Genomic DNA, 22,455 nt, shown 5'->3' with positions numbered 1-22,455 from the left:
GATGGCCGATGTTCCAGACACGCCGCTGCTCGACACCGTCGACACGCCGAACGACCTGCGCAAGCTCAAGCCTGCCGATCTCCGACAACTCGCCGACGAACTGCGTGCCGAGACGATCTCCGCCGTGGGCACCACCGGCGGGCATCTCGGCTCCGGCCTTGGCGTGGTGGAGCTGACCACGGCCATCCATTACGTGTTCAACACGCCGGACGACCGCCTGATCTGGGACGTCGGGCACCAATGCTATCCGCACAAGATCCTCACCGGCCGGCGCGACCGTATCCGCACGTTGCGGCAGGGCGGGGGGCTGTCCGGCTTCACCAAGCGCTCCGAATCCGAATTCGACCCGTTCGGCGCCGCGCATTCCTCCACCTCGATCTCGGCCGCGCTGGGCTTTGCCACCGCCAACAAGCTGTCGGGCGCACCCGGCAAGGCGATCGCGGTGATCGGCGACGGCGCGATGTCCGCCGGCATGGCCTATGAGGCGATGAACAACGCCGAGGCCGCGGGCAACCGCCTGGTCGTGATCCTCAACGACAACGACATGTCGATCGCGCCGCCGGTGGGCGGTCTGTCGGCCTATCTCTCGCGCATCGTGTCCAGCCGCGAGTTTCTGGGCCTGCGCGAGAGACTGAAGAAGGTCGCGCGCCGCCTGCCGCGCCCGTTCCATCAGGCCGCACGCAAGACCGACGAGTTCGCCCGCGGCATGACCATGGGCGGCACGCTCTTCGAGGAGCTCGGCTTCTATTATGTCGGCCCGATCGACGGCCACAATCTCGAGCATCTGATCCCGGTGCTGGAGAACGTCCGCGATGCCGAGGAAGGCCCGATCCTCGTCCATGTCGTGACCAAGAAGGGCAAGGGCTATGCCCCGGCCGAGGCGGCGGCGGACAAGTATCACGGCGTCCAGAAGTTCGACGTCATCACCGGCGCACAGGCCAAGGCGCCTCCCGGGCCGCCCGCCTATCAGAACGTGTTCGGGGCCGCGCTGGTCAAGGAAGCGGCGACGGACAACCGCATCTGCGCGATCACCGCCGCGATGCCCTCGGGCACCGGGCTCGATGCGTTCGCGCAAAACTATCCGGATCGCTTCTTCGATGTCGGCATCGCCGAGCAGCACGCCGTCACGTTCGCGGCGGGGCTTGCCGCGCAGGGCATGCGCCCGTTCTGCGCGATCTATTCCACCTTCCTCCAGCGCGCCTACGATCAGGTCGTGCATGACGTGGCGATCCAGAACCTGCCGGTGCGCTTCGCCATCGACCGCGCCGGCCTAGTCGGCGCGGACGGCGCGACTCATGCCGGCAGCTTCGACGTCACTTATCTGGCGACCCTGCCCAATTTCGTCGTGATGGCCGCCGCCGACGAGGCGGAGCTGGTGCACATGACGCATACCTGCGTGCAGCACGATTCCGGCCCCATCGCCGTGCGCTATCCGCGCGGCAACGGGACGGGCGTGGACCTGCCGGAAACGCCCGAACTGCTGGAGATCGGCAAGGGCCGCATCGTGCGCGAGGGCAAGAAGGTCGCGATCCTCTCGCTCGGCACACGTCTCGCCGAGGCGCTGAAGGCGGCCGACACGCTGGACGCCAAGGGCCTGTCCACCACCGTCGCCGACCTGCGCTTCGCCAAGCCGCTGGACGAGGCGATGATCCGCCGCCTGCTCACCACGCACGAGGTGGCCATCACCATTGAGGAAGGCGCGATCGGCGGTCTCGGCGCGCATGTCCTCACGCTCGCCAGCGACGAGGGGCTGATCGACGGCGGCCTGAAGCTGCGCACTCTCCGCCTGCCGGACCTGTTCCAGGACCAGGACAAGCCGGACGCCCAATATGCCGCCGCCGGCCTCGATGCCGAGGCGATCGTGGACACGGTGCTGAAGGCGCTGCGCCACAACAGCAGCGGTGTGGTGGAAGGCGCGCGCGCCTGACGCGATGACGGATGCGGTGATCGACTCGTGGCGCACCACGCTGCCGTGCACCCGTGCGGAGGCCGAGGCCATCGACGCGGGCGCGGTGGCGCTGGATGCCGTGCTGATGACCACGGAGGAAGTGGAGGACGACCGCGAGCATTGGCGGCTCGACGCCTTCACCGAGAACGAGCCGGATGCCGGGATGATCGCGGCCCTGCGCGCGCTGGTGCCGAGCGCGGCGGGCGTGGAGCCGGTGGTGGAGCCGCTCACCGCGCAGGACTGGGTGACGCTGTCCCAGGCCGGGCTGGAGCCGATCCGGGAGGGTCGCTTCGTCGTCCATACCTCCGCGCACCCGATCGCCCCGCCGACCGGCGGGCGCGCCTTCCTGATCGATGCGGGACAGGCGTTCGGGACGGGGCATCACGCGACCACCGCGGGATGCCTGGCGATGCTCGACGGCCTTGCCGATCGCCGCTTTGCCAACGCGATCGATGTCGGCACCGGCACCGGGCTGCTCGCCTTTGCCGTGCGCCATCTGTGGCCCGAGGCGCGGGTGATGGCGACCGACATCGACGCCAAGGCGATCGACGTCACGGCCGAGAACATGGCCGCCAATCAGGTCGGCGCGATCGATCTCGTGGTGGCGGACGGGGCGCTGGCCGACCCGATCACCGCCGGCGCGCCTTACGATCTGGTTATCGCCAACATCCTGGCCGGGCCGCTCGTCTCGATGGCGCCCGAGCTGGCGGCGATCGCCGATGCGAACGCCACCGTGATCCTTGCCGGTCTGCTGGAAACGCAGCGGTCGCAGGTGGTCGCGGCCTTCGAGGCATGCGGCTGTTGTCTGGAGGCGGTGGACCGTCGCGGCGACTGGACGATCCTGCGGCTCACCGCCGGTGCCGTGCGCTACGTGCCGACCACGCCGCCGGACCCCAAGGGTCGCGACGGCTGGGCGCTGGACCTTTAGACCAGCGCCTTCGAGCGGGCATATCCCTGCGTGCCGTTCGTGATGACCTTGTCACCGTCCACGATCGTGCCGACCGGAATGTCGGGCTGGCTCAGCAACTCGCCATAGAGCGGCGCGAAGTCCGTCTCCACCGTCGCGCGCAGCAGCTCGTCGAAGCTGGGGATCACGAAATAGTTCTGCTGGAAATCGTCGATCCGATATTCCGTGCGCATCACGCGGGCGAGATCGAAGCCGATCCGGTGCGGGCTGTCGCTGGTGAGGGCGAATCGGGTTTCCGAATGGCTGGAAACGATGCCGGCCCCATAGATGCGCAGGCCCTCCGGCTCGGCGACCAGCCCGAACTCCACCGTGTACCAGTAGAGCCGCCCGAGCTGCTTCAGCGCGCCGAGCTCCAGCGCCCGCTGTCCGCCCTTGCCATAAGCTTCGAGATAGTCGGCGAACACCGGGTCGGCGAGCATCGGTACATGGCCGAACACGTCGTGGAAGACGTCCGGCTCCTGAAGGTAATCGAGCTGGTCCGGCCGGCGGATGAAATTGCCGGCAACGAAGCGGCGATTGGCCATGTGGTCGAAGAACACGTCGTCCGGCACCAGTCCGGGCACCGCCACCACCTGCCATCCCGTCAGCTTCATCAGCCGGTCGGACAGTTCCTCGAAATCGGGGATGCCGGGGCGCGAGAGCTTGAGCACGTCCAGCCCGCGCAGATAGGCGTTCGAGGCGCGGCCCGGCAGCAGTTGCGACTGCCGCTCGAACAGCTTGTCCCAGGTGGCATGCTCCTCGGGCGTGTAGTGCGACCAATCCTGCGGGATCGTCCAGTCGGCAGAGGCGCCGGCGGGCGGCGCATCGAGAACGTGGGTGTCATCGGCCATGCGCATGGCATATCAGCTGCTTATGGAGCGCGCAAAGAGGGCTTGGTGGCGGCAGGCGCTGGCGGCGTTGCTGCTCGGGATGGCGCTGCTCCTGTCCGGCTATGCCGCCGCGGGGCTGATCGGCGGCTCGATCCCGGTTCATGCCGGTTGGCGCCCGCCGGAGCGCGGCGTGCGCATCTTCGTGGAAAGCAACGGGGTGCATACCGGCATCGTCGTGCCGGCGCGGGCGGCGGGGGTGGACTGGTCCGATCTCGTCCGCCCCTCCGATCTGCGCGACCCGCGCTATGCCCGCTATCCGTGGCGCAGCTTCGGCTGGGGCGAGCGCACCTTCTACCTCGAGACACCGACGTGGAGCGATGTGCGCCCCGGCACGGTGCTGGCGGCCGCGTTCGGCAGCGATCGTACGTTGATGCATGTCGACCAGGTGCCCGCGCCGGCACTCGGTTCCGACGTGCGCACGGTGCTGTTGCGGCCGGAAGAATATCGCCGGCTGGCCGCCTTCCTCCGCGCCAGTTTCGCGCCCGGGGGCAAGCGTCTGCCCGGATATGGCGCGAACGACGCCTTTTATGAGGCAGTCGGGCGCTACAGCGGGGTTGTGACCTGCAACGCGTGGACCGGGGCGGCGCTGCGTTATGCCGGGGTGCGCATGGGCGCGTGGACGCCCTTTCCGGTGACGGTGCTGGGCTGGCTGCCGTGAGGCTCGGTCCCCCATCGCGGCGGCTATGGGCGGCGGAGGGGCCCCGGGCCGTGTTCGGTCTGGTCGAGCTGGGCTGGCGCTGGCGCGAGCTGGCGCACCTGCCGCGCGGGGACGGTCGGCCGGTGCTGATCCTGCCGGGGCTCTTCAACACGGACCGCTCCACCATCGTGCTCCGCCGCTCCTTGCAGGCGCTCGGCTACCATGCCGAAGGCTGGGGCCTCGGCCGCAACCTGGGCGCGCGCAGCACGGGCGCGGAGCTGGAGCGGTTGCTCGCACGGGTGGCGGCGATGGCGGAGGACGCCGGGGAGCCGGTCACGCTGATCGGCATCAGCCTTGGCGGCATCATGGCCCGGCTCGCCGCGCATCGCGCACCGACAAAGGTTCGCGAGGTCATCACGATCGCCTCGCCCTTTGCCGGCGATCCGCGGGACACCAACGTCTGGCGCGCGTTCGAGTGGGCGACGGGCGAGCGGGTGGGCGATCCCTTCCTGGCGGCCCGCAGCGCGGAGGGCATGCGGCCCTTGCCGGTGCCCTCCACCGCGATCTGGTCGGCGACGGATGGATTGGTGAACGGCAACATCTGCCGCATCGAGGGAGAACGCTGCATCGAGGTGCGCAGCAGCCACCTCTGGGTGCAGCACCGCGTCTCGGTGCTGACCGCGGTGGCGGAGGTCCTCGCTAGCGCTCGGTAAGGCGCGGCATCAGTTCCACGAAGTTGCAGGGCCGGAAACGGCTGTCGAGCTGGCTCGCCAGTATGTCGTCCCACCCGTCCTTCACGGCGCCGGGAGAGCCGGGCAGGGCGAAGATGTACGTACCCCGCGCCACGCAGGCGGTTGCGCGCGACTGGATGGTGGAAGTGCCGATCTTGGCGTAGCTCAGCCAGCGGAACAGCTCGCCGAAGCCGGGGATCATCTTGTCGGCGACGCGCTCCACCGCCTCCGGCGTCACGTCGCGCCCGGTCACGCCGGTGCCGCCGGTCGTCAGGATGCAATCCACCTGGTCGTCGGCGATCCAGCTGCGCAGCCGCTTTTCGATCAGGTGCACGTCGTCCTGCACGATCCCGCGGTCGGCCAGCACGTGCCCTGCGGCGGTCAGCCGCTCCACCAGCGCCTCGCCCGAGCGGTCGTCGGCCAGCCGGCGACTGTCGGAGATCGTCAGAACGGCGATGCGGACGGGCAGGAACGCCCGGCTGTCGTCAATCGGCATGGGCGTCAATCGGCATGGGCGTCAATTGGCACTGGCGGCGGAATTGCTGGCGCTGGCCACCTTGGTGCCGTTCGCGCGGCCGGTGAGGCGGACGGCGGCGGGGCCGGACAGGCCCGGAAAGCGCGGCCACATGCCCTGCGCCAGGGCGGTGCGGCTGGGAGAGGCGAGCTTGCCGGTCTGCCCCTCGTACATCCAATAGTTGCGCAGCACGGTGACCACATAGCCGCGCGTTTCCCAATAGGGGATGCTTTCGATGTACAGCAGCGGATCGCCGCCGTCGCGCACCAGCGCGTTCCAGCTGGTCACCGGCACCGGCCCCGCATTGTAGGCGGCGATGACCTTGGGCAGCAGCCCCTCGGTGCACGGCTGGTCGCGCAGCTGCTCGAGGTAGGACTGGCCCACCTCCATGTTCACCGACGGCTTGGACAGCATGCCCTTGTCGAAGGGGCGGCCCTGCTTGCGGGCGATGTCCAGCGCGGCGGCCGGCATCACCTGCATCAGGCCGTATGCGCCCGCCGGGCTGACCACGCGGGTGCGGAAGCGCGATTCCTGCAGCGTGTGGGCATAGACCAGCGCCTTGTCGACGCGCCAGCCGCCGTCCGGCGTCCAGCTGGGCGCCGGGTAGCGCGCGGCCACCGTGGGCGTCACGCCCGCGGGTCCGTTGTGGGAGAGCCAGACCACCGTGGACGGCAGGTCCAGCACCCCGGCAAGGCGGGTGAGAGCGGAGAATTCGGCCGGGTCGCTCAGGCGGGCCTGTTGCCGCAGCACCTCGTCGGCAAGCTCGTCCTCGTCGATCTCGACCAGCGCAGCCGCGACGCGCACGTTCGGGCGGCGGGACAGCAATGTCCAGTCGGCGGCGACATGGCGCTCGGCCGGGCGCGGCTTTTCCTGGATGCCCAGCGCCTGGCGCGCGAGCAGGCCGTAAAAGGTCTCGTCGAGTTGCGCGGCGTTCTTCAGCCGCGGCTCGACCAGGTCGGGACGGCCGCAGGCCATGTCGGCGCGCGAGGCCCAGAACAGGCCGGCTGCACGCATCTCCACGTCGCCGGCGCGCGCCGCGACATCCTCGAACGCGGCACCCGCCGCCTTGCAGTCGTTCTGGCGCCAGGCCGCGAGCGCACCGGTCCAGCGCGCCTGCATGGCCCAGTCGCCGGTGCCCGCGGCCCCCTTGGCGGCCATGGCCCGGGCGTTGTTGTCGTCGCCCGACAGGAAATACATCCAGGCAATCTTCTGCTGCCATTCGGCGATCGACTCGGGGGAGAGGCCTTCGGTGGAGTCGAGCAGCGCCTGCGCCGAGGCGCCATCGTCCGCCTTGACGTACGGCTGCATGCGAATGGCGAGTTCGGCGGCCACCATATCGCCTGCCACCAGGCTCTTCACCCGCTTGCGGACAGGAGCGCCGTCGATCCAGCTGAGGCGCTGAAGCTCGGGCAGCTGCGGCAGCTCGCTGGCACCGCGACGCTTGGCAAGCGCGGCGATCTGCTGCGCCTGGGGCAGTTCCGGCGCTTCGGCCAAAAGCTTCATGAGCGGATCGAGCTCGGCCTTGGGCGAGCCCTTGGCGGTCACCAGTTCGGCCCGCGCGATGGCGTGGAGCGGGCCGGGCTTCATGCCGTCCAGCGCGAGTTGCGCGTCCAGCCAGCGGCTTTCGCGGATCGCGGCGAAGACCGTGCGGTAGCCGGTCGCCTGCTCCTCATCCAGCTGGCGCGGAATGCGCTCCTCTGCCGCCTTGCGGTCCACCGGTGCGGCCGGGGCACCATCCGCTGCGAGCACCGGGGTCGCCAGCGTGCCCAGCATCACCGCGCAGGCCAGAAGAGATTTCACGGTTGCAGTCCCCTGATCACCATCTGCAGGTCTCGCCAGGCATCCGCCTTGCAGGCGGGCCGGTCGAGCAGGAAGCGCGGATGGTATGTTGCCACTGCCGCTACCTCCACTGCCGCTTGTCCGTTTTCTAGGTTAACGGCGCGTAAACCGCCCCGTGCTTCGGAGCTGGTCGTCGACAGTATGGCACGGCTTGCCGCATCGCCCATAAGCAGCAGCCGCCGCGGCGCCGCGAGAGCGACATGGTGGCGGGCGATCGCCTGAAGGTCGGCGGCGACCTCCGGAAAGACGCGGCCGGCGGCGGGGCGCACGGTGGCCACGGAGGCGAGGTACACGGCCGAGCGATCCAGCCCGATCGCGGCCAGCATGCGATCGAACAGGCGCCCGGCCGCCCCGCTGAGCAACTGGCCCGATTCCGCATCCTCCCGCTCCGGCTGATCCAGCAGAATCATCAACGCCGCGCCTGCCGCTCCCGTCGGCGCCAGCGGGCGACCGGGCCAGCGGGCTTCGGGCGCTGCATCGGACAGGCGCCACGCGGTGAACGCGTCCCGCGTGGCGGGCAGCGGCGCAAGCGCAGTTGGCGCCGCCACGGGGTCAGGCGAGCCTTCCGCAGGCGCCGAGGGCTGCGGCTGCGGCGCCGGCGGAGGAGCCGCGAACCAGTCGCGCGGGCTCTCGTCCGCCAGATATTCGACGCCGGCCTCCTGCCACCAGCCGATCAGGCTGGCCGCGGCCGCACGCCAATCAAGATTTTGATCCGCCCCCATTGCCGGAACACACAAGGGGATGTTGACGCGCCCGTCAATTCACTGGCACGGGTTTGCCAGACGGGACGTGGCCGCCGCGCGACGGATACGCGCGCGAAACGAGCCGGCGTCCACTGGGAGTGTGATGATGAGCGAACGCGAATCCATGCCGTACGACGTCGTGATCGTCGGCGCCGGGCCTGCCGGCCTGTCCGCGGCGATCCGGCTGAAGCAACTGGCGAACGAGGGCGGGCAGGAGCTGTCCGTCTGCGTGCTGGAAAAGGGCTCGGAGGTCGGCGCGCATATCCTGTCCGGCGCCGTGATCGATCCGCAGAGCCTGGACGAGCTGCTGCCCGACTGGCGGGACGATGGGTGCCCGCTGGCCGAGGTGCCGGTGACGGAGAACCTGCACTGGGTGCTCACCAGGAAGCGCAAGACGGTGTTGCCGCACCTGTGGACGCCGCCCTTCCTGCACAACAAGGGCACCTATACGGGCTCGCTCGGGAATCTGTGCCGCTGGCTCGCGGGCAAGGCCGAGGAGCTGGGCGTCGAGATCTTCCCCGGCTTCGCCGCCGCCGAAGTGCTGTTCAACGAGGACGGCTCGGTGAAGGGCGTGGCGACCGGCGACATGGGCGTGGCGCGCGACGGCACGCACAAGCCGGACTACCAGCCGGGGCTGGAGCTGCATGCCAAGTACACCTTCTTCGCCGAAGGTTGCCGCGGGCACCTGACCAAGGAGGTGCAGCGCATCTTCGACCTGCGCCGCGACTGCGACCCGCAGGTCTACGGCATCGGCGTGAAGGAGCTTTGGGACATCGATCCGGCGCTGCACAAGCCGGGCCGCGTGATCCACACGCAGGGCTGGCCGCTGACCGAGACGGAGGGCTCCAACGGCGGCGGCTGGCTGTATCACCAGGCGAACGGGCAGGTGAGCCTCGGCTTCGTGACCTGGCTCAACTACACCAACCCGTATCTCTCGCCGTTCGGAGAGATGCAGCGCTGGAAGACGCATCCGGAGATCGCCGCGATCCTGAAGGGTGCCAAGCGCGTCTCCTATGGCGCGCGCGCGATTTCGGATGGCGGGCTGCAGTCGATCCCCAAGCTCGTCTTCCCGGGCGGCGCGCTGATCGGCGACAGTGCCGGTTTCCTCAACGTGCCGCGGATCAAGGGCACGCACACGGCGATGAAGACGGGCATGATGGCCGCCGAGGCCGCCTTTGCCGCGGTGGCGGCCGGGCGCTCGGCCGACGAACTGGCCGCCTATCCGGAGGCGTTCGAGACGAGCTGGGTCAAGAAGGAGCTGTCGATCGTCCGCAACGTGGTGCCGCTGGTGAAGAAGTTCGGCGATTTCGTCGGCTCGGGCCTCGCCGGCATCACCATGTGGCTCGAGCATTTCGGGCTCAGGATGCCCTTCACCATGCGCCATCATCCCGACCATGAGACCTTGTGGCGCAAGGACATGGTCAAGAAGATCGACTATCCCAAGGCCGACGGGGTGCTGACCTTCGACCGGCTTTCCTCGGTGTTCCTCTCGAACACCAATCATGAGGAGGACCAGCCGGTCCACCTCACCCTGCGCGATCCGGACGTGCCGGTGAAATACGATCTGCCGTTGTACGACGAGCCGGCACAGCGTTATTGCCCGGCCGGCGTGTACGAGATCGTGGGCGAGGAGACGGGCGATCCCAAGTTCGTCATCAACGCCCAGAACTGCGTCCACTGCAAGACGTGCGACATCAAGGATCCCACCCAGAACATCAACTGGGTGGTGCCGGAAGGCGGCGGAGGCCCGAACTATCCCAACATGTAGGTTCCTCCTCGGCCTGTTCGTGATCGCGGGCGTGGCCGGCCCGGCGCCGGCCTGGGCGGATGCGACGCTCACCGCCTTCGCCCGTGCCCGCGCCGCGGAGGGCGACGGCGCCGTCGTGGTGGCGGCCCGGGGCTATGGCGAGGCGCTGGACGCCGAGCCCGGCAATGCGGTGATCGCGGGACGGGCCTATCGCGAGGCACTGGACGCGGGCGACTATATCCTTGCGTTCCGTGCCGCGCAGGCCTTGCAGGCGGCCGGTGCCGCCCCCGCCGATGCCGGCCTGTTGTTCGCGGCGGAAGGCATGCGCAAGCACGATGCGGCGCAGTTGCGGATCGGAACCGCGCTCATGGCCAAGGGGCCGTTCGCGGTGTTGGTGCCGAGCGTGGAGGCCTGGGCGGCGCTTGACGCAGGGCGCGATCCGTTTGCGGTGCTGGCGCGCGCCAAGGGCAACCCGCTTGCGGACCGCTATGGCGTCCAGACGCGGGCGCTGCTGCTGATCGCCGCCGGACGCACCGCGGAGGGCATGGCGGCCGTGCAGACCGCGCTCCGCGCCGATGCGGGCGAGCCGGACCTGCGCCAGGCGGCCGCGCAACTGCTTGCCGGGCGGGGGGAGATGGACCTCGCCCGCACCTTGCTGGATGGCGACGATCCGGTGGTGGAGCGGCTGCGGGAGAGTCTGGCGGACGGCGGCGTGCGCGCGTCGGGCAGTTTCGGCCTGTCGCGGCTGTTCACCCGGCTCGCAGCCGACATCGCCGGCGGCAATACGGGGCCGTTTGCCGTGGCGCTGACGCGCGCCGCGCTGCTGGCGGAGCCGGCCAACGATCGCGCGCGCATCCTGCTGGCGCAGGCGCTGGCGAAGGAGGACGTCACCGATCAGGCGCTGGCCGTGCTGGCGGAGGTGCCCGCCTCCAGCCCCTTCCGCGCCCTGGCAGAGGAAGCGCAGATCGCGGTCCTGCGCCACGCCGGGGAGCGCGCGCGGGCGCTTGTCTGGGCCAAGTCCCGCGCCGAGGGGAAGGGCGCCCCGGCGGATGATCTCGCGCGCTACGGCGACCTGCTGGTCGAGGCAGGCAGGTTCGACGAGGCGGCAAAGGCGTACCGGGCGGCGATCAAGCGCTCTCCGGCGGACGGGGGCTGGACCCGGTGGCTGCAACTGGGCGGCGCGCTGGAACAGGGCGGCGACTGGAAGCGCGGCGAGGAAGCGCTGCTCCATGCGCTCGCGCTCGCGCCGCAGGAGCCGGTGGTGCTCAACTATCTCGGCTATGCGCGGCTGGAGCATGGCGGCGACCCGGCAGCGGCGCTGGCGATGCTGGAACAGGCCAGCCGGTTGAGGCCGGGCGACCCCTCGATCACCGATTCGCTCGCCTGGGCCTATTACCGTCGCGGCGACGCGGCCCGCGCCGTGCCGTTGCTGGAGCAGGCGGCGCGCGGCGAGCCGGAGAATGCCACCATTGCCGAGCATCTGGGCGACGCTTACTGGTCGCTCGGCCGGCGGTTCGAGGCGCGCTATGCCTGGCGGGCGGCGCGCAGCGTGGCCGAGGCGCCCGACCTGCAGCGGCTCGCCGACAAGATCGCGGACGGTCTGCCGAAGAGCCGCCGCCGGTGATCGTGGAGACGGCGCCGGCCAAGATCAACCTGGCCCTCCATATCCGCGCCCGCCGCTCGGACGGCTATCACGAACTCGAAACCCTGTTCGCCTTTCTCGCCGATGGCGACACGGTGACGCTGGAAGATGGCCCGCCCGGACTGGTGATCGAGGGCCCGTTCGCGGGTGGTCTGGACTCCGGCGCCGACAATCTCGTGGTGCGCGCGGCCGCCCTGTTCGCGGAGACGTTCGGCGTGCCCGATCGGGCGGCGCTGACCCTCGTCAAGCGGTTGCCGATCGCATCGGGCATCGGCGGCGGATCGGCGGATGCCGCCGCCACGCTGCGCGCGCTGGCCCGGCGCCACGGGATCGCACGCGACGACCGGCGCCTGTTCGATGCGGCGCTGGCCCTCGGTTCCGACGTGCCGGCCTGTTTGCTCGGCCGCACCGCCCTGGGCCGGGGGCGGGGCGAGGTGCTGACGCCGAGCGATGGTCTGGCGGGAACCCCGGTGCTGCTGGTCAATCCCGGCGTCGCGGTGTCGACCGCATCGGTCTTCCGGGCCTGGAGCGGGGCGGACGCGGGACCGATCCCGCCGGGCGATCCGCTCGCCGCCGCGCTGGCCGGACGCAACGACCTGGAGCCGCCGGCTCGCTTGCTGGCGCCGGAGATCGACGCGGTGCTGGCCGAGCTGACAGGGATGGCCGGCGCGCGGCTCGTCCGCATGTCGGGGTCCGGGGCGACCTGTTTCGCCCTGTTCGACGGGGTGGCGGCGCGCGATGCCGCGCGGGCGTCGATCGCCTCCTGCCGACCGGAATGGTGGTGCCTTTCGTCGGTGCTGACGTGAGCCCCGTGCAGCTGCGCGGAGAACCCGGCGGCGTGCTGCTGCTGTGCGACCATGCCTCCGCCGCGGTGCCGCCCGGTGTGGACCTGGGCGTCGCGCCGGACCTGATGGCCAGGCACATCGCGGTGGATATCGGCGCGGAACCGCTCACCCGCGCGCTGTCCGCGGCCCTGCACGCGCCGGCGGTGCTGGGCCATGTGTCGCGGCTGGTGATCGATCTGCACCGTCCGCCCGACCATCCGCACCTCGTGCCGGTGGAAAGCGACGGACACGTCATCGCCGGCAATCGCGGGGCGGACGTGGCCGGGCGGCTGCGCACTCTCCACCGGCCCTACCATCGCGCCGTGGCGCAGGCCGTGCGGGAATGGCGGCCCACCCTGATCGTCGCGATCCACAGCTTCACGCGGGAGCTGGAGACGGTGCCGGGCGTCCGGCCATGGCATGTCGGCATCCTCTACAATCGCGATGCGCGCGCGGCGCGGGTGATGCTGGAGCTGCTGCGCCAAGCGGATATCCCGGCCGGCGATAACCAGCCCTATTCGGGCCGGACGCTGAACACGACGCTGAACCGGCATGGCGAGGCGAACGGCATTCCCTCGGTATCGATCGAGGTTCGCAACGACCTGATCGCCGAACCGGAGGGCGTCGCCCGCTGGGCAGCCTTGCTCGGGCCCATGATCGTGGCGATACGCAATAGACTTGTGGAAAACGAACGTTCTGCGCAATAGGCGTTCGCCATGAGCCAAGCCTACGACAAGTCCCGCCTGCCCAGCCGCCATGTCTCGGTGGGTCCCGAACGCGCCCCGCATCGCAGCTATTATTATGCCATGGGCATCCCGGAGGAGGACATCGCCAAGCCGTTCGTCGCGGTGGCGTCCGCCGGGAACGACAGCGCGCCGTGCAACATCACGCTCGATGCGCAGGCGGACGTGGCGCGACAGGGCGTGATCGCGGCGGGCGGCATGCCCCGGCGCTTCAACACCATCACCGTGACCGATGGCATCGCCATGGGGCACCAGGGGATGAAATCGTCGCTGGTCAGCCGCGAGGTGATCGCCGATTCCGTCGAGCTTTCGGTGCGCGGCCACTGCTATGACGCGCTGGTCGGCTTTGCCGGCTGCGACAAGTCGCTGCCGGGCATGATGATGGCGATGCTGCGGCTGAACGTGCCGTCGATCTTCGTGTACGGCGGCTCGATCCTGCCCGGCCGCTTCCACGACCGCGATGTGACGGTGGTGGACGTGTTCGAGGTGGTCGGCCGCTATGCCGCCGGCGCCTGCCCGCTGTCGGAGGTGCATGAACTGGAAAAGGTCGCCTGTCCCAGCGCCGGAGCGTGCGGCGGGCAGTTCACCGCCAACACCATGGCCTGTGTCGCCGAGGCGATCGGATTGTCCCTGCCGAACAGCAACATGGCGCCCGCTCCTTATGCCAGCCGCGAACAGGTGGCGCATGCCGCGGGCGCGCAGGTGATGGAGCTCCTGCGGCTGAACCTGCGTCCGCGCGACATCTGCACGCGCGAAGCGTTCGAGAATGCCGCACGGGTGGTGGCGGCGACGGGCGGGTCGACCAACGGGGCGCTGCACCTGCCGGCGATGGCCAGCGAGGCCGGCATCGACTTCGACCTGTTCGACGTCGCCGAGATCTTCAAGACGACGCCTTATATCGCCGATCTCAAGCCCGGCGGCCGCTATGTCGCCAGGGACATGCACGAGGCGGGCGGCGTCTACATGCTGATGAAGACCCTGCTGGCGGGCGGCTACCTGCATGGCGAGTGCCGGACGGTGACCGGGCGCACGCTGGCCGAGAATATCGACGAGATCACCTGGAACCCGGATCAGAAGGTGATCTACGACGTGAAGACGCCGATCACCCCGACCGGCGGCGTGGTCGGCCTTCGCGGCAGCCTGGCGCCGGACGGTGCGATCGTGAAGGTCGCGGGCATGCACCGGCTGCAGTTCGAGGGGCCGGCGCACTGCTTCGACTGCGAGGAGGACGCCTTTGCCGCCGTTGAGGGCCGCGCGATCAACGAAGGCGAAGTGATCGTCATCCGCTACGAAGGGCCGAAGGGCGGTCCGGGCATGCGCGAGATGCTGTCCACCACCGCGGCGCTCTATGGCCTCGGCATGGGCGAGAAGGTGGCGCTCATCACCGATGGCCGCTTCTCCGGCGGCACCCGCGGCTTCTGCATCGGCCATGTCGGCCCGGAGGCGGCGGAGGGCGGCCCGATCGCCCTGATCGAGGATGGCGACACGATCCGCATCGATGCGGAGGCAGGCACGATCGACCTTCTGGTGGCGGACGCGGTGATCGCCGAGCGGCGCGCGCGCTGGCAGCCGCGCACGAACGACTATGGGTCCGGCGCACTCTGGCGCTATGCGAAAACGGTCGGTCCGGCCTACAAGGGCGCGATTACGCACCCCGGAGCCGCTACCGAAACGCATGTCTACGCGGATATCTAGCACGATCGCCGTTCTCCTGCTCGCCGGCTGCGGCGGGCAGGGGGCCAGCAACCAGATCGCCGAGAATTCGACTGCCCCTGGCGTGCAGCCGGCAACAGCGCGCAACGCAGCGGACGGGCGCGTGCCGTGCGCCGAGGGCGGCGCGCAACTGGAACCCGTCTGCACGGTCGACCAGGAGCGCGGGCAGCAAGGCCTGCTGCTGACCCTGCGCCACCCCGGCGGCGCGTTCCGCCGCCTGCTGGTGACGCGCGATGGCCGCGGCGTGGTGGCGGCCGATGGCGCAGAGCCGGCGAGGGTGCGCGTGCTCGACGCCGGCCGGATCGAGGTCGCCCTTGGTAACGCGCGCTACGAACTTCCCGCGACGGTGAAGGCAGGCGCGCGATGATGCCGATCGACGGGCAGCCCGTGCTCACCGCGGCGCAGATGCGTGCCGCGGAAGAGCGCGCGATCGCGGCCGGGGCCAGCGTCGAGAGCCTGATGCAGCGCGCCGGCGAGGGCGTGGCGGCGGCGGTGCGCCGGCTGGCGGCGGGGGCCGAAGTGCTGGTGTTGTGCGGCCCCGGCAACAATGGCGGCGACGGCTATGTCGCGGCGGCGACGCTGGCCCGGGCCGGTCACCCGGTGCGCGTGGCGGCGCTGGGCGAACCGAAGACCGCTGCGGCGCAGGCAGCGCGTGCGCAATGGACCGGGCCGGTGGAGTCGTTCCCGGCGGGGCTGCCCGAGGACGCCGCCCATGCTCCGGTCGTGGTCGACGCTGTGTTCGGAACGGGGCTGTCGCGGCCGCTCGAGGGCGATGTCGGCCGGGCGATGCAGGCGCTGGCGAGCTTCGCGCGATTGTCGATCGCCGTCGATCTGCCGAGCGGGCTCGATACCGACACGGGCGCGGAGCTGGGCGGCCCGCTTTCCACGGCGGAGCACGACCTGACGCTTGCGCTGGGCGCGCTGAAGCCGGCGCACGTCCTTCAGCCCGGCGCGAAGCAGTGCGGCGCCGTCCGTCTGCTCGACCTTGGGCTTGGCCTCGATCGGATCTCCGCGCCGCGCACCGACGTCAGCGCCGTGGAGACGATCGCGCGGCCGCGGATCGCGCGACCCGAACCCTGGTCGCACAAGTTCAGTCGCGGGATGGTGACGGTGGTATCCGGCCCGATGCACGGCGCGAGCGAACTGGCCGCGCTTGCCGCTTACCGTGCCGGCGCGGGCTATGTGCAGTTGCTTACCGGTGGGCTGCCGCAACGGCCGCATGCGATCGTCCGGCGGCGGTGGAGCGCCGATGCCCTCGACGACAAGCGGATCGGCGCGGCCGTGATCGGCCCCGGTCTCGGGCGCGACGACCGCGCGCGGGAGAAGCTGGAGGTGGCGCTGGCGAGCGATCGGCCGCTGGTGATCGACGGCGACGCGCTGCACCTGCTCGATCTCGCCCGGTTGCGCGAGCGAAAGGCGGCAACCGTGTTGACCCCACATGCGGGCGAGTTCGCCGCGCTGTTCGGGGAGGGCGAGGGCAGCAAGATCGCCCATGCGCAGGCCGCCGCGCGGGAGAGTGGCGCGGTGGTGGTGTTCAAGGGGCCGGACACCGTGGTGGCGCAGCCCGATGGCCTTGCCGATGTTTCCACGGGCGCCAGTTCCTGGCTGTCGGTGGCGGGCACCGGCGATGTTCTTGCGGGCACGATCGCGACCATGCTGGCGCAGCGACCGCATGCGCCAAGGGAGGCAGCGTCGGCGGGCGTGTGGCTCCATGCTGCGGCCGCCCGGCGGCTGGCAGGTTGCTTCATCGCGGATGATCTGGCGAACGCCCTGCCCGGCGCATTGGGGGAGTGCCTGTGAGCGAAGCCGATACGATCCTGCGCGTCGCGGCGCGCGGCGACGGCGTCGCCGGCGACGGACGCCATGCGGCATTCGCCGCGCCGGGCGACGTGCTTGCCCCGGACGGCAGCGTGACGCCGGGACCGCACCATCAGGCGCCGCCCTGCCGCCACTTTCCGGAATGCGGCGGATGCCAGCTCCAGCATCTGGACGAGGAGAGCTGGGCGCAGTTCCTGCACGATCGCCTCGCCAACGCGCTGGAAGGGCAGGGGCTCGCCGCGCCGATCCGGCCGCCGGCACTCTCTCCACCGCGCACCCGGCGGCGGGCGACACTGGGCGCCGAGCGGAAGGGCGGGCGCGTGCTGCTCGGCTTCAATGTCGAGAACAGCCATGCGCTGATCGACCTGCAGGAATGCTGGATCCTCGATCCGCGCCTGTTCGCGCTGGTGGCGCCGTTGCGGCGGCTGCTCGGCCGCTTCCTGAAGGGCAGGGCGCGCGTGCACCTGACGCTTTCCGATCAGGGGCCGGACGTGCTGGTGGAGGGTCTGGCCGCGGAGGGCCTGGAGGCAGCGGAGGCGATCAGCGCCTTTGCCGAGGCGAATGGCGTCGCCCGCTTCGCGGTTGATCCCGGCCACGGCGTGGAGGTTCGCTGGGAGCCGCAGCCGGTGACGATCACGCTCGGCGGGGTGCCGGTGCCGCTGCCGCCGGCGAGCTTCCTTCAGGCGACGCCCGAAGGCGAGGCGGCGCTGGTCGCGGCGGCACGCGAGGCGATCGGTTCGGCGCGGCTGACCGCGGACCTGTTCGCCGGCCTGGGCACGTTCGCCCTGTCCTTGCCCGGCAAGGTCTATGCCGGCGAAGGCGCGCGCGATGCGATCTTCGCGCTGAAGGCCGCCGGAGCGGGGCGGCCGGTGTTCCCCGAGCATCGCGACCTGTTCCGCCGCCCGCTCACCACCGCGGAGCTCGACCGTTTCGAGGCCGTGGTGCTCGACCCGCCGCGTGCCGGCGCGCGCGAGCAGGTGGTACAGCTTGCCGCGTCGCGCGTGCCGAGGATCGCCTATATCTCCTGCAATCCCGGCAGCTTCGCGCGCGATGCGAAGGTTCTGTGCGAAGGCGGGTTCCGGCTCGACTGGGTGGTGCCGGTGGGCCAGTTCCGCTGGTCCACCCATGTCGAACTGGCCGCCGCGTTCAGTCGGCCGGATAGTCCGCCCGCGTGAAGAACAGGCCGTCGGGCGGCGCATTGTGACCCAGCGCGGTGCGGTCGCGCGCTTCCAGCGCGACCCGCATGTCGTCCGGGTGCCATTTCCCCTGGCCGACGAGCGCCAGGCAGCCGACCATCGAGCGGACCTGATGGTGCAGGAACGAGCGGGCGGACGCGAACACGCTGATCCGCTCGCCGGCCGCGATCACCTCCAGCCGGTCCAGGGTGCGCAAGGGGCTGTCGGCCTGGCAATGCGCCGAGCGGAAAGTGGTGAAGTCGTGGCGGCCGAGCAGGTGCGCCGCGCCCTCCTGCATCGCCGCGGCATCCAGCGACATGGCCAGCCGCCAGGCAAGCCCGGCCTCGAAGGTGAGCGGGGCACGACGGCTCACGATCCGGTATTCGTAATGCCGCGCGATGCAGGAGAAGCGGGCGTGCCAGTCGTCGGCCACTTCGTCGCAGGCAAGGATCGCGACAGGCGCGGGGCGAAGCCGGGCGTTCAGCGCCTCCATCAGCCGGAACGGTGCGATCGTACGCGAGGTGTCGAGGTGTGCGCGCATGCCCGTCGCATGGACGCCGGCGTCGGTGCGCCCCGCGGCCTGCACCTGCACCGTCTCGCCGAGGATCGTGGCGGCGGCTTCCTCGATCGCCTGCTGCACGCTGGGGCCATGCTTCTGCCGCTGCCATCCCATGAACGGGCGGCCATCATATTCGACGGTGAGCGCGAAACGGGTCACAGGCGGGTGCCGGGCGGGATCGCGAAGCCGCGCAAGAGCTCGGCGGGCGTCATGGCGCCACGGCCCGCGCGCTGGACGCGCAGGGGGCGGAGGGCACCTGTCCCGCAGGCAATGGTGAGCCGGTCGTCGATGACTTCGCCCGGCATGCCGGCTTCCTCGACAACTTGGGCGGCAAGGATGCGGATGCGCTCGCCCGCTGTCTCGAACCAGGCGCCCGGTGCAGGCGCGAAGGCGCGGACCTGCCGCTCCGCCTGCTCTGCCGTTGTGGTGAAGTCGAGCCGGGTTTCGGCCTTGTCCACCTTGGCCGCATAGGTGACGCCCTCGTCCGGCTGCGGCACCGGCGGGTGGGCGGCAGGATCGGCGAGCACCTCCAGCAGCAGGCGCGCACCCGTGGCGCTCAGTTCCTCGAACAGGTCACCGGCGGTCTTGCCGGCGATCGGCGTGCGCGCCTCCAGCCGCACGGGGCCGGTATCGAGCCCGGCCTCCATCTGCATGATGCCGACGCCCGTTTCCGCATCGCCCGCCAGGATCGCGCGCTGCACCGGCGCGGCGCCCCGCCAGCGCGGCAGCAGCGAGCCGTGGATGTTGAGGCAGCCGAGTCGCGGCGCGTCCAGCACCGGCTGCGGCAGGATCAGTCCGTAGGCGAAGACCACCGCCACGTCCGCCTCGTGCGCGGCGAAAGCAGCCTGCGCTTCCGCATCGCGCAGCGTTCGTGGCGTCAGCACGGGCACGCCCAGCGCCTCGGCCGCGGCGGCGACCGGCGAGGGCGTCAGCGCCTTGCCGCGGCCCGCGCGGCGCGGCGGCTGGCTGTAGGTCGCCACAAGCGTGTGGCCGGCATCGACCAGCGCGTGGAGTACCGGAACGGCAAAGGCGGGCGTGGCCATGAAGACGATGCGCATGACGCCCGCCGCTATCGGCAAAGCGGGATTGCGGCAACTGCGGCGCCCCCGTCCGCACCCCCGTGACGAACCGCCTCCTGCACCCTATCTGTTCCCCCATGGCTTCTCAAGAAATCGAGGCGTTGACGCAGGCTCTCGCGAAACTGCCGGGGCTGGGCCCCCGCTCGGCTCGGCGCGCGGTGCTGCACCTGCTCAAGAAGCGCGAGGTCGCCTTGTCGCCGCTGCTCGCCGCCCTCACCGCGGTGAAGGAGAAGCTGGCGACCTGCGCCACCTGCGGCAATGTCGACACCACCGACCCGTGCGGCGTGTGTGCCGATCCCCGGCGCGACCAGCGCGCGCTGTGCGTGGTCGAGGAAGTGGCGGACCTGTGGGCGCTGGAGCGCTCGCGATTGTTCCCCGGCCGCTTCCACGTGCTGGGCGGGCGGCTGTCGGCGCTGGAGGGCGTGCGGCCGGAGAACCTCTCGATCGACGCGCTGATCCGCCGCATCGCCGCGGGTGGGATCGACGAGGTGGTGCTGGCCACCAACGCCACGCTGGAGGGGCATTCCACCGCGCACTACATCGCCGAGCGGATCGAGCGGTTTCCGGTGCGCGTCACCCAACTGGCGCATGGCCTGCCGGTCGGCGGCGAGCTCGACTATCTGGACGAGGGCACGCTGGCACAGGCGTTGCGGGCTCGCCGGCCGGTCGGCTGAGCGCGCTTGGTTGACTGGCGGGCGGGCGGCGCATAGCGGCACGCCATGGCTATTCTGGAAATCATCGAAGTTCCTCACCCCGGCTTGCGCGCGGTGGCCGCGCCCGTCGCGGCGATCGACGACGAAGTGCGCGCGATCGCGGCCGACATGCTGGAGACGATGTATACCGCCAAGGGCATCGGCCTGGCCGCCACCCAGGTGGCGATCGAGCGGCGCATCGTCGTGATCGACCTGCAGGAGCGCGAGGATGAGGCCGACGAGAAGGCCGATCCCGTCAAGAACCCGCAGGTGTTCGTCAATCCGGAGCTGACCTGGACCAGCGAGGAGCATTCGACCTACAACGAGGGCTGCCTGTCCATCCCGGACCAATATGCCGAGGTGACCCGTCCCGCACGGTGCCGCGTGACGTGGCGCGACCTCGACGGGGCGGAGCGGGAGGAGGAGTTCGACGGCCTCATGTCGACGTGTCTACAGCACGAAATCGATCACCTGAACGGCGTGCTGTTCATCGATCACCTTTCCCGGCTGAAGCGCGACATGGTGCTGAAGAAGCTCGCCAAGGCACGCAAGGCCGGCTGAGGCCGCGCAAAATTGCCGCGGTCACCGATTGAGGGTGGCTTTGGCGATCGTTCCATGTATGTTCCGGCCGTCGATTTGCCGCCGGAGATCATGACGTGGAGCTTGCCGTTGCCGTTCTTGTTGCCGTTGCCGCCGGCCTGTTGCTGGGCTGGCTGATCGGCCGGCGCGAAGCGGCGTCCCTGCGCACGGAGCGGGATGCCCGCACCGAGGAGTTCCGCCGCGCCATCGTGGACCTCGCCTCCGCCGAGGAGCGTGCCCGGGCGGCCGAGGGATTGCGGGGCGAACTCAGCGGGTTGCGCGCGGAGGTTGCGGGCTTGCGCGAGGAGCGGGACACGGCGCGGCTCGACAACATGCGCCTGCGCACGGATGCCGTCGCTTCCGACGCGCGCTTTGCGGAACTCAACGCGCTGCACGATGCACGGCTCGAGGAGATGGCTGCGGTCAGCGAAGCCAGGCTGGAAGAGGTGCGTGCCGCCAAGGACGTGATGGCGGCGCAATTCTCCGAGGTATCGAACAGGCTGCTGGCTGAGGCGCAGAAGAGCTTCCTCGAGCGCGCCGATGCCCGCTTCCGCCAGTCGGAGGAAAGCACCGGGCAGAGCCTGCGCGCGATGCTGCAGCCGGTGAACGAGCGGCTTTCCCGGTACGAGGAAACGGTCGCCAAGGTCGAGCAGGAGCGCAAGGGCGCCTTTGACATGCTCTCCGGGCAGCTCGAACAGATGCGCATCGGGCAGGAAAAGGTATCCAGCGAGGCGGCGAAGCTGGTCAATTCCCTGCGCAACGCCCCCAAGTCGCGCGGGCGCTGGGGCGAGCAGCAGTTGCGCAACGTGCTGGAGACCTGCGGCCTTTCGGAGCATACCGATTTCCAGACCGAGGTGTCGGTGGCGATGGAGGATGGCGGGCGCCTGCGGCCGGACGCCATCGTCAAGGTGCCCGGCGGCCGCGCGCTGGTGATCGACGCCAAGGTGTCGCTGAACGCCTACCAGGACGCGTTCGGCGCCGTGGACGAGGCGGAGCGGTTCGCCGGCCTTAAGGCGCATTGCGACTCGATGCGGGCGCACATCAACGGCCTGGGTGCCAAGGCCTATTGGAGCCAGTTCGCCGAGGCGCCCGATTATGTCATCATGTTCGTGCCGGGCGAGCATTTCCTGTCCGCCGCGCTGGAGCACGACCCGACGCTGTGGGATACCGCTTTCGACAAGCGGGTGCTGCTGGCGACGCCGACCAACCTCATCGCCATTGCGCGCACGGTGGCGGCGGTGTGGCGGCAGGAGAAGCTCGCCAAGGAAGCGGCCGAGATCGGCCGGCTGGGCAAGGAATTGTACGAGCGCCTGGCGGTGGCGGGCAACCACCTGCGCGTGGTCGGCTCGGGCCTCGGCACCGCGGTGGACAATTACAACAAGTTCGTCGGCTCGTTCGAGCGCAACGTCCTGAGCACCGGGCGCAAGTTCCGCGACCTGAACATCGAGGACTCGGCCAAGCAGATCCCGGAGGTCGCGCAGGTGGAGGCGCTTGCCCGCTATGCGGACGAGCGGCTGCAGCTGGACGTTTCCTCCATGGACGAGGCGGCGGAGTAATCTTCGGGGCGGACAGGCGCTCGCTCCGGTCAGGACCTGCCGGAAAGTTCGCCCGTCAGTGATCCGACCGGGAACCCGGC

The 22,455-nt window shown here is 70.3% G+C and carries 21 protein-coding genes; 15 read left to right on the top strand and 6 right to left on the bottom strand.

Going from position 1 to position 22,455, the window contains the following annotated elements; translation table 11 throughout:
- Position 1: 1 nt before the first annotated feature.
- Entirely contained in the window at positions 2-1,927 is a 1,926-nt protein-coding gene (gene dxs, locus DVW87_RS02580) for a 1-deoxy-D-xylulose-5-phosphate synthase (protein ID WP_114686191.1), read from the top strand.
- Between the two features lie 4 nt (positions 1,928-1,931).
- Positions 1,932-2,876, top strand: coding sequence for a 50S ribosomal protein L11 methyltransferase (locus DVW87_RS02575; protein WP_114687020.1), 945 nt, complete (start codon positions 1,932-1,934; stop codon positions 2,874-2,876).
- Here DVW87_RS02575 and phhA read toward each other — a convergent pair.
- Positions 2,873-3,745, bottom strand: a complete 873-nt coding sequence (phhA, locus tag DVW87_RS02570; protein ID WP_114686190.1) for a phenylalanine 4-monooxygenase — start codon at positions 3,743-3,745, stop codon at positions 2,873-2,875. The two genes, DVW87_RS02575 and phhA, sit on opposite strands and share 4 nt — an antisense overlap.
- Positions 3,746-3,767: 22 nt before the next feature.
- On the opposite strand from phhA, the gene DVW87_RS02565 reads away from it, so the two are divergent.
- Positions 3,768-4,442 (top strand): TIGR02117 family protein, encoded by a 675-nt coding sequence (locus DVW87_RS02565; RefSeq protein ID WP_239017723.1) that lies wholly within the window; start codon positions 3,768-3,770, stop codon positions 4,440-4,442.
- A gap of 50 nt (positions 4,443-4,492) precedes the next feature.
- Positions 4,493-5,134: an esterase/lipase family protein gene (locus DVW87_RS02560; protein ID WP_239017722.1), complete on the top strand. Its 642-nt coding sequence runs from the start codon at positions 4,493-4,495 to the stop codon at positions 5,132-5,134.
- On the opposite strand, the gene moaB is transcribed toward DVW87_RS02560, so the two are convergent.
- From moaB to DVW87_RS02545, 3 genes are read right to left on the bottom strand one after another with little or no spacing between them, the layout of a single operon-like run.
- Positions 5,121-5,648: a molybdenum cofactor biosynthesis protein B gene (gene moaB, locus DVW87_RS02555; protein ID WP_114686188.1), complete on the bottom strand. Its 528-nt coding sequence runs from the start codon at positions 5,646-5,648 to the stop codon at positions 5,121-5,123. The genes DVW87_RS02560 and moaB overlap by 14 nt on opposite strands.
- A gap of 21 nt (positions 5,649-5,669) precedes the next feature.
- On the bottom strand, positions 5,670-7,439 hold the full coding sequence (locus tag DVW87_RS02550) for a lytic transglycosylase domain-containing protein (RefSeq protein WP_114686187.1): 1,770 nt from the start codon (positions 7,437-7,439) through the stop codon (positions 5,670-5,672).
- Between the two features lie 23 nt (positions 7,440-7,462).
- Positions 7,463-8,227, bottom strand: a complete 765-nt coding sequence (locus DVW87_RS02545) for a uracil-DNA glycosylase family protein (protein WP_114686186.1) — start codon at positions 8,225-8,227, stop codon at positions 7,463-7,465.
- Between the two features lie 127 nt (positions 8,228-8,354).
- Between DVW87_RS02545 and DVW87_RS02540 the strand changes: the two genes are divergently transcribed.
- From DVW87_RS02540 to DVW87_RS02505, 8 genes are read left to right on the top strand one after another with little or no spacing between them, the layout of a single operon-like run.
- Positions 8,355-10,016, top strand: a complete 1,662-nt coding sequence (locus DVW87_RS02540) for an electron transfer flavoprotein-ubiquinone oxidoreductase (protein ID WP_114687018.1) — start codon at positions 8,355-8,357, stop codon at positions 10,014-10,016.
- 19 nt (positions 10,017-10,035) lie between these two features.
- Positions 10,036-11,619: a tetratricopeptide repeat protein gene (locus DVW87_RS02535; protein WP_114686185.1), complete on the top strand. Its 1,584-nt coding sequence runs from the start codon at positions 10,036-10,038 to the stop codon at positions 11,617-11,619.
- A complete protein-coding gene (locus DVW87_RS02530) occupies positions 11,616-12,443 on the top strand; it encodes a 4-(cytidine 5'-diphospho)-2-C-methyl-D-erythritol kinase (RefSeq protein ID WP_114686184.1) in 828 nt (275 codons plus the stop codon). Before DVW87_RS02535 ends, DVW87_RS02530 begins: the two co-directional genes overlap by 4 nt.
- Positions 12,413-13,168: an N-formylglutamate amidohydrolase gene (locus DVW87_RS02525; RefSeq protein ID WP_181814685.1), complete on the top strand. Its 756-nt coding sequence runs from the start codon at positions 12,413-12,415 to the stop codon at positions 13,166-13,168. Before DVW87_RS02530 ends, DVW87_RS02525 begins: the two co-directional genes overlap by 31 nt.
- 9 nt (positions 13,169-13,177) lie before the next feature.
- Entirely contained in the window at positions 13,178-14,899 is a 1,722-nt protein-coding gene (gene ilvD / locus DVW87_RS02520) for a dihydroxy-acid dehydratase (protein ID WP_114686183.1), read from the top strand.
- Positions 14,880-15,284 (top strand): hypothetical protein, encoded by a 405-nt coding sequence (locus DVW87_RS02515; RefSeq protein WP_114686182.1) that lies wholly within the window; start codon positions 14,880-14,882, stop codon positions 15,282-15,284. The genes ilvD and DVW87_RS02515 overlap by 20 nt, the downstream gene beginning before the upstream one ends.
- Complete coding sequence (locus DVW87_RS02510) at positions 15,281-16,717, top strand: NAD(P)H-hydrate dehydratase (protein WP_114686181.1); 1,437 nt, start codon at positions 15,281-15,283, stop codon at positions 16,715-16,717. The genes DVW87_RS02515 and DVW87_RS02510 overlap by 4 nt, the downstream gene beginning before the upstream one ends.
- On the top strand, positions 16,714-17,910 hold the full coding sequence (locus DVW87_RS02505; RefSeq protein ID WP_114686180.1) for a class I SAM-dependent RNA methyltransferase: 1,197 nt from the start codon (positions 16,714-16,716) through the stop codon (positions 17,908-17,910). Before DVW87_RS02510 ends, DVW87_RS02505 begins: the two co-directional genes overlap by 4 nt.
- On the opposite strand, the gene truA is transcribed toward DVW87_RS02505, so the two are convergent.
- Complete coding sequence (gene truA / locus DVW87_RS02500; RefSeq protein WP_114686179.1) at positions 17,882-18,628, bottom strand: tRNA pseudouridine(38-40) synthase TruA; 747 nt, start codon at positions 18,626-18,628, stop codon at positions 17,882-17,884. The two genes, DVW87_RS02505 and truA, sit on opposite strands and share 29 nt — an antisense overlap.
- Positions 18,625-19,527: a methionyl-tRNA formyltransferase gene (gene fmt, locus DVW87_RS02495; RefSeq protein WP_114686178.1), complete on the bottom strand. Its 903-nt coding sequence runs from the start codon at positions 19,525-19,527 to the stop codon at positions 18,625-18,627. Before fmt ends, truA begins: the two co-directional genes overlap by 4 nt.
- Positions 19,528-19,625: 98 nt before the next feature.
- Between fmt and recR the strand changes: the two genes are divergently transcribed.
- The 3 genes from recR (at position 19,626) to DVW87_RS02480 (ending at position 22,375) form a co-directional block, all read left to right on the top strand.
- Positions 19,626-20,222: a recombination mediator RecR gene (gene recR, locus DVW87_RS02490; RefSeq protein ID WP_114686177.1), complete on the top strand. Its 597-nt coding sequence runs from the start codon at positions 19,626-19,628 to the stop codon at positions 20,220-20,222.
- Positions 20,223-20,267: 45 nt separating this feature from the next.
- Positions 20,268-20,801 carry a peptide deformylase gene (gene def / locus DVW87_RS02485; protein WP_114686176.1) on the top strand — a complete coding sequence of 178 codons (534 nt, stop codon included), beginning with the start codon at positions 20,268-20,270 and terminating at the stop codon, positions 20,799-20,801.
- A gap of 350 nt (positions 20,802-21,151) precedes the next feature.
- Positions 21,152-22,375, top strand: a complete 1,224-nt coding sequence (locus DVW87_RS02480) for a DNA recombination protein RmuC (RefSeq protein ID WP_420822323.1) — start codon at positions 21,152-21,154, stop codon at positions 22,373-22,375.
- Positions 22,376-22,455: the final 80 nt, after the last annotated feature.

This window comes from Sphingomonas aracearum, from assembly GCF_003345355.1.
Classification (GTDB): Bacteria; Pseudomonadota; Alphaproteobacteria; order Sphingomonadales; family Sphingomonadaceae; genus Sphingomonas; species Sphingomonas aracearum.
The sequence above is the reverse complement of the archived record's forward strand: the minus strand, read 5'-3'. Positions and strand labels throughout refer to the sequence as shown.

Excerpts from the sequence above, each read along its gene's own strand:
- dxs (WP_114686191.1), top strand. The coding sequence starts at position 2 with ATGGCCGATGTTCCAGACACGCCGCTGCTCGACACCGTCGACACGCCG.
- DVW87_RS02575 (WP_114687020.1), top strand. The coding sequence starts at position 1,932 with ATGACGGATGCGGTGATCGACTCGTGGCGCACCACGCTGCCGTGCACC.
- phhA (WP_114686190.1), bottom strand. The coding sequence starts at position 3,745 with ATGGCCGATGACACCCACGTTCTCGATGCGCCGCCCGCCGGCGCCTCT.
- DVW87_RS02565 (WP_239017723.1), top strand. The coding sequence starts at position 3,768 with ATGGAGCGCGCAAAGAGGGCTTGGTGGCGGCAGGCGCTGGCGGCGTTG.
- moaB (WP_114686188.1), bottom strand. The coding sequence starts at position 5,648 with ATGCCGATTGACGACAGCCGGGCGTTCCTGCCCGTCCGCATCGCCGTT.
- DVW87_RS02550 (WP_114686187.1), bottom strand. The coding sequence starts at position 7,439 with ATGCTGGGCACGCTGGCGACCCCGGTGCTCGCAGCGGATGGTGCCCCG.
- DVW87_RS02545 (WP_114686186.1), bottom strand. The coding sequence starts at position 8,227 with ATGGGGGCGGATCAAAATCTTGATTGGCGTGCGGCCGCGGCCAGCCTG.
- DVW87_RS02540 (WP_114687018.1), top strand. The coding sequence starts at position 8,355 with ATGAGCGAACGCGAATCCATGCCGTACGACGTCGTGATCGTCGGCGCC.
- DVW87_RS02525 (WP_181814685.1), top strand. The coding sequence starts at position 12,413 with ATGGTGGTGCCTTTCGTCGGTGCTGACGTGAGCCCCGTGCAGCTGCGC.
- ilvD (WP_114686183.1), top strand. The coding sequence starts at position 13,178 with ATGAGCCAAGCCTACGACAAGTCCCGCCTGCCCAGCCGCCATGTCTCG.
- DVW87_RS02515 (WP_114686182.1), top strand. The coding sequence starts at position 14,880 with ATGTCTACGCGGATATCTAGCACGATCGCCGTTCTCCTGCTCGCCGGC.
- DVW87_RS02510 (WP_114686181.1), top strand. The coding sequence starts at position 15,281 with ATGATGCCGATCGACGGGCAGCCCGTGCTCACCGCGGCGCAGATGCGT.
- fmt (WP_114686178.1), bottom strand. The coding sequence starts at position 19,527 with ATGCGCATCGTCTTCATGGCCACGCCCGCCTTTGCCGTTCCGGTACTC.
- recR (WP_114686177.1), top strand. The coding sequence starts at position 19,626 with ATGGCTTCTCAAGAAATCGAGGCGTTGACGCAGGCTCTCGCGAAACTG.
- def (WP_114686176.1), top strand. The coding sequence starts at position 20,268 with ATGGCTATTCTGGAAATCATCGAAGTTCCTCACCCCGGCTTGCGCGCG.
- DVW87_RS02480 (WP_420822323.1), top strand. The coding sequence starts at position 21,152 with ATGCGCCTGCGCACGGATGCCGTCGCTTCCGACGCGCGCTTTGCGGAA.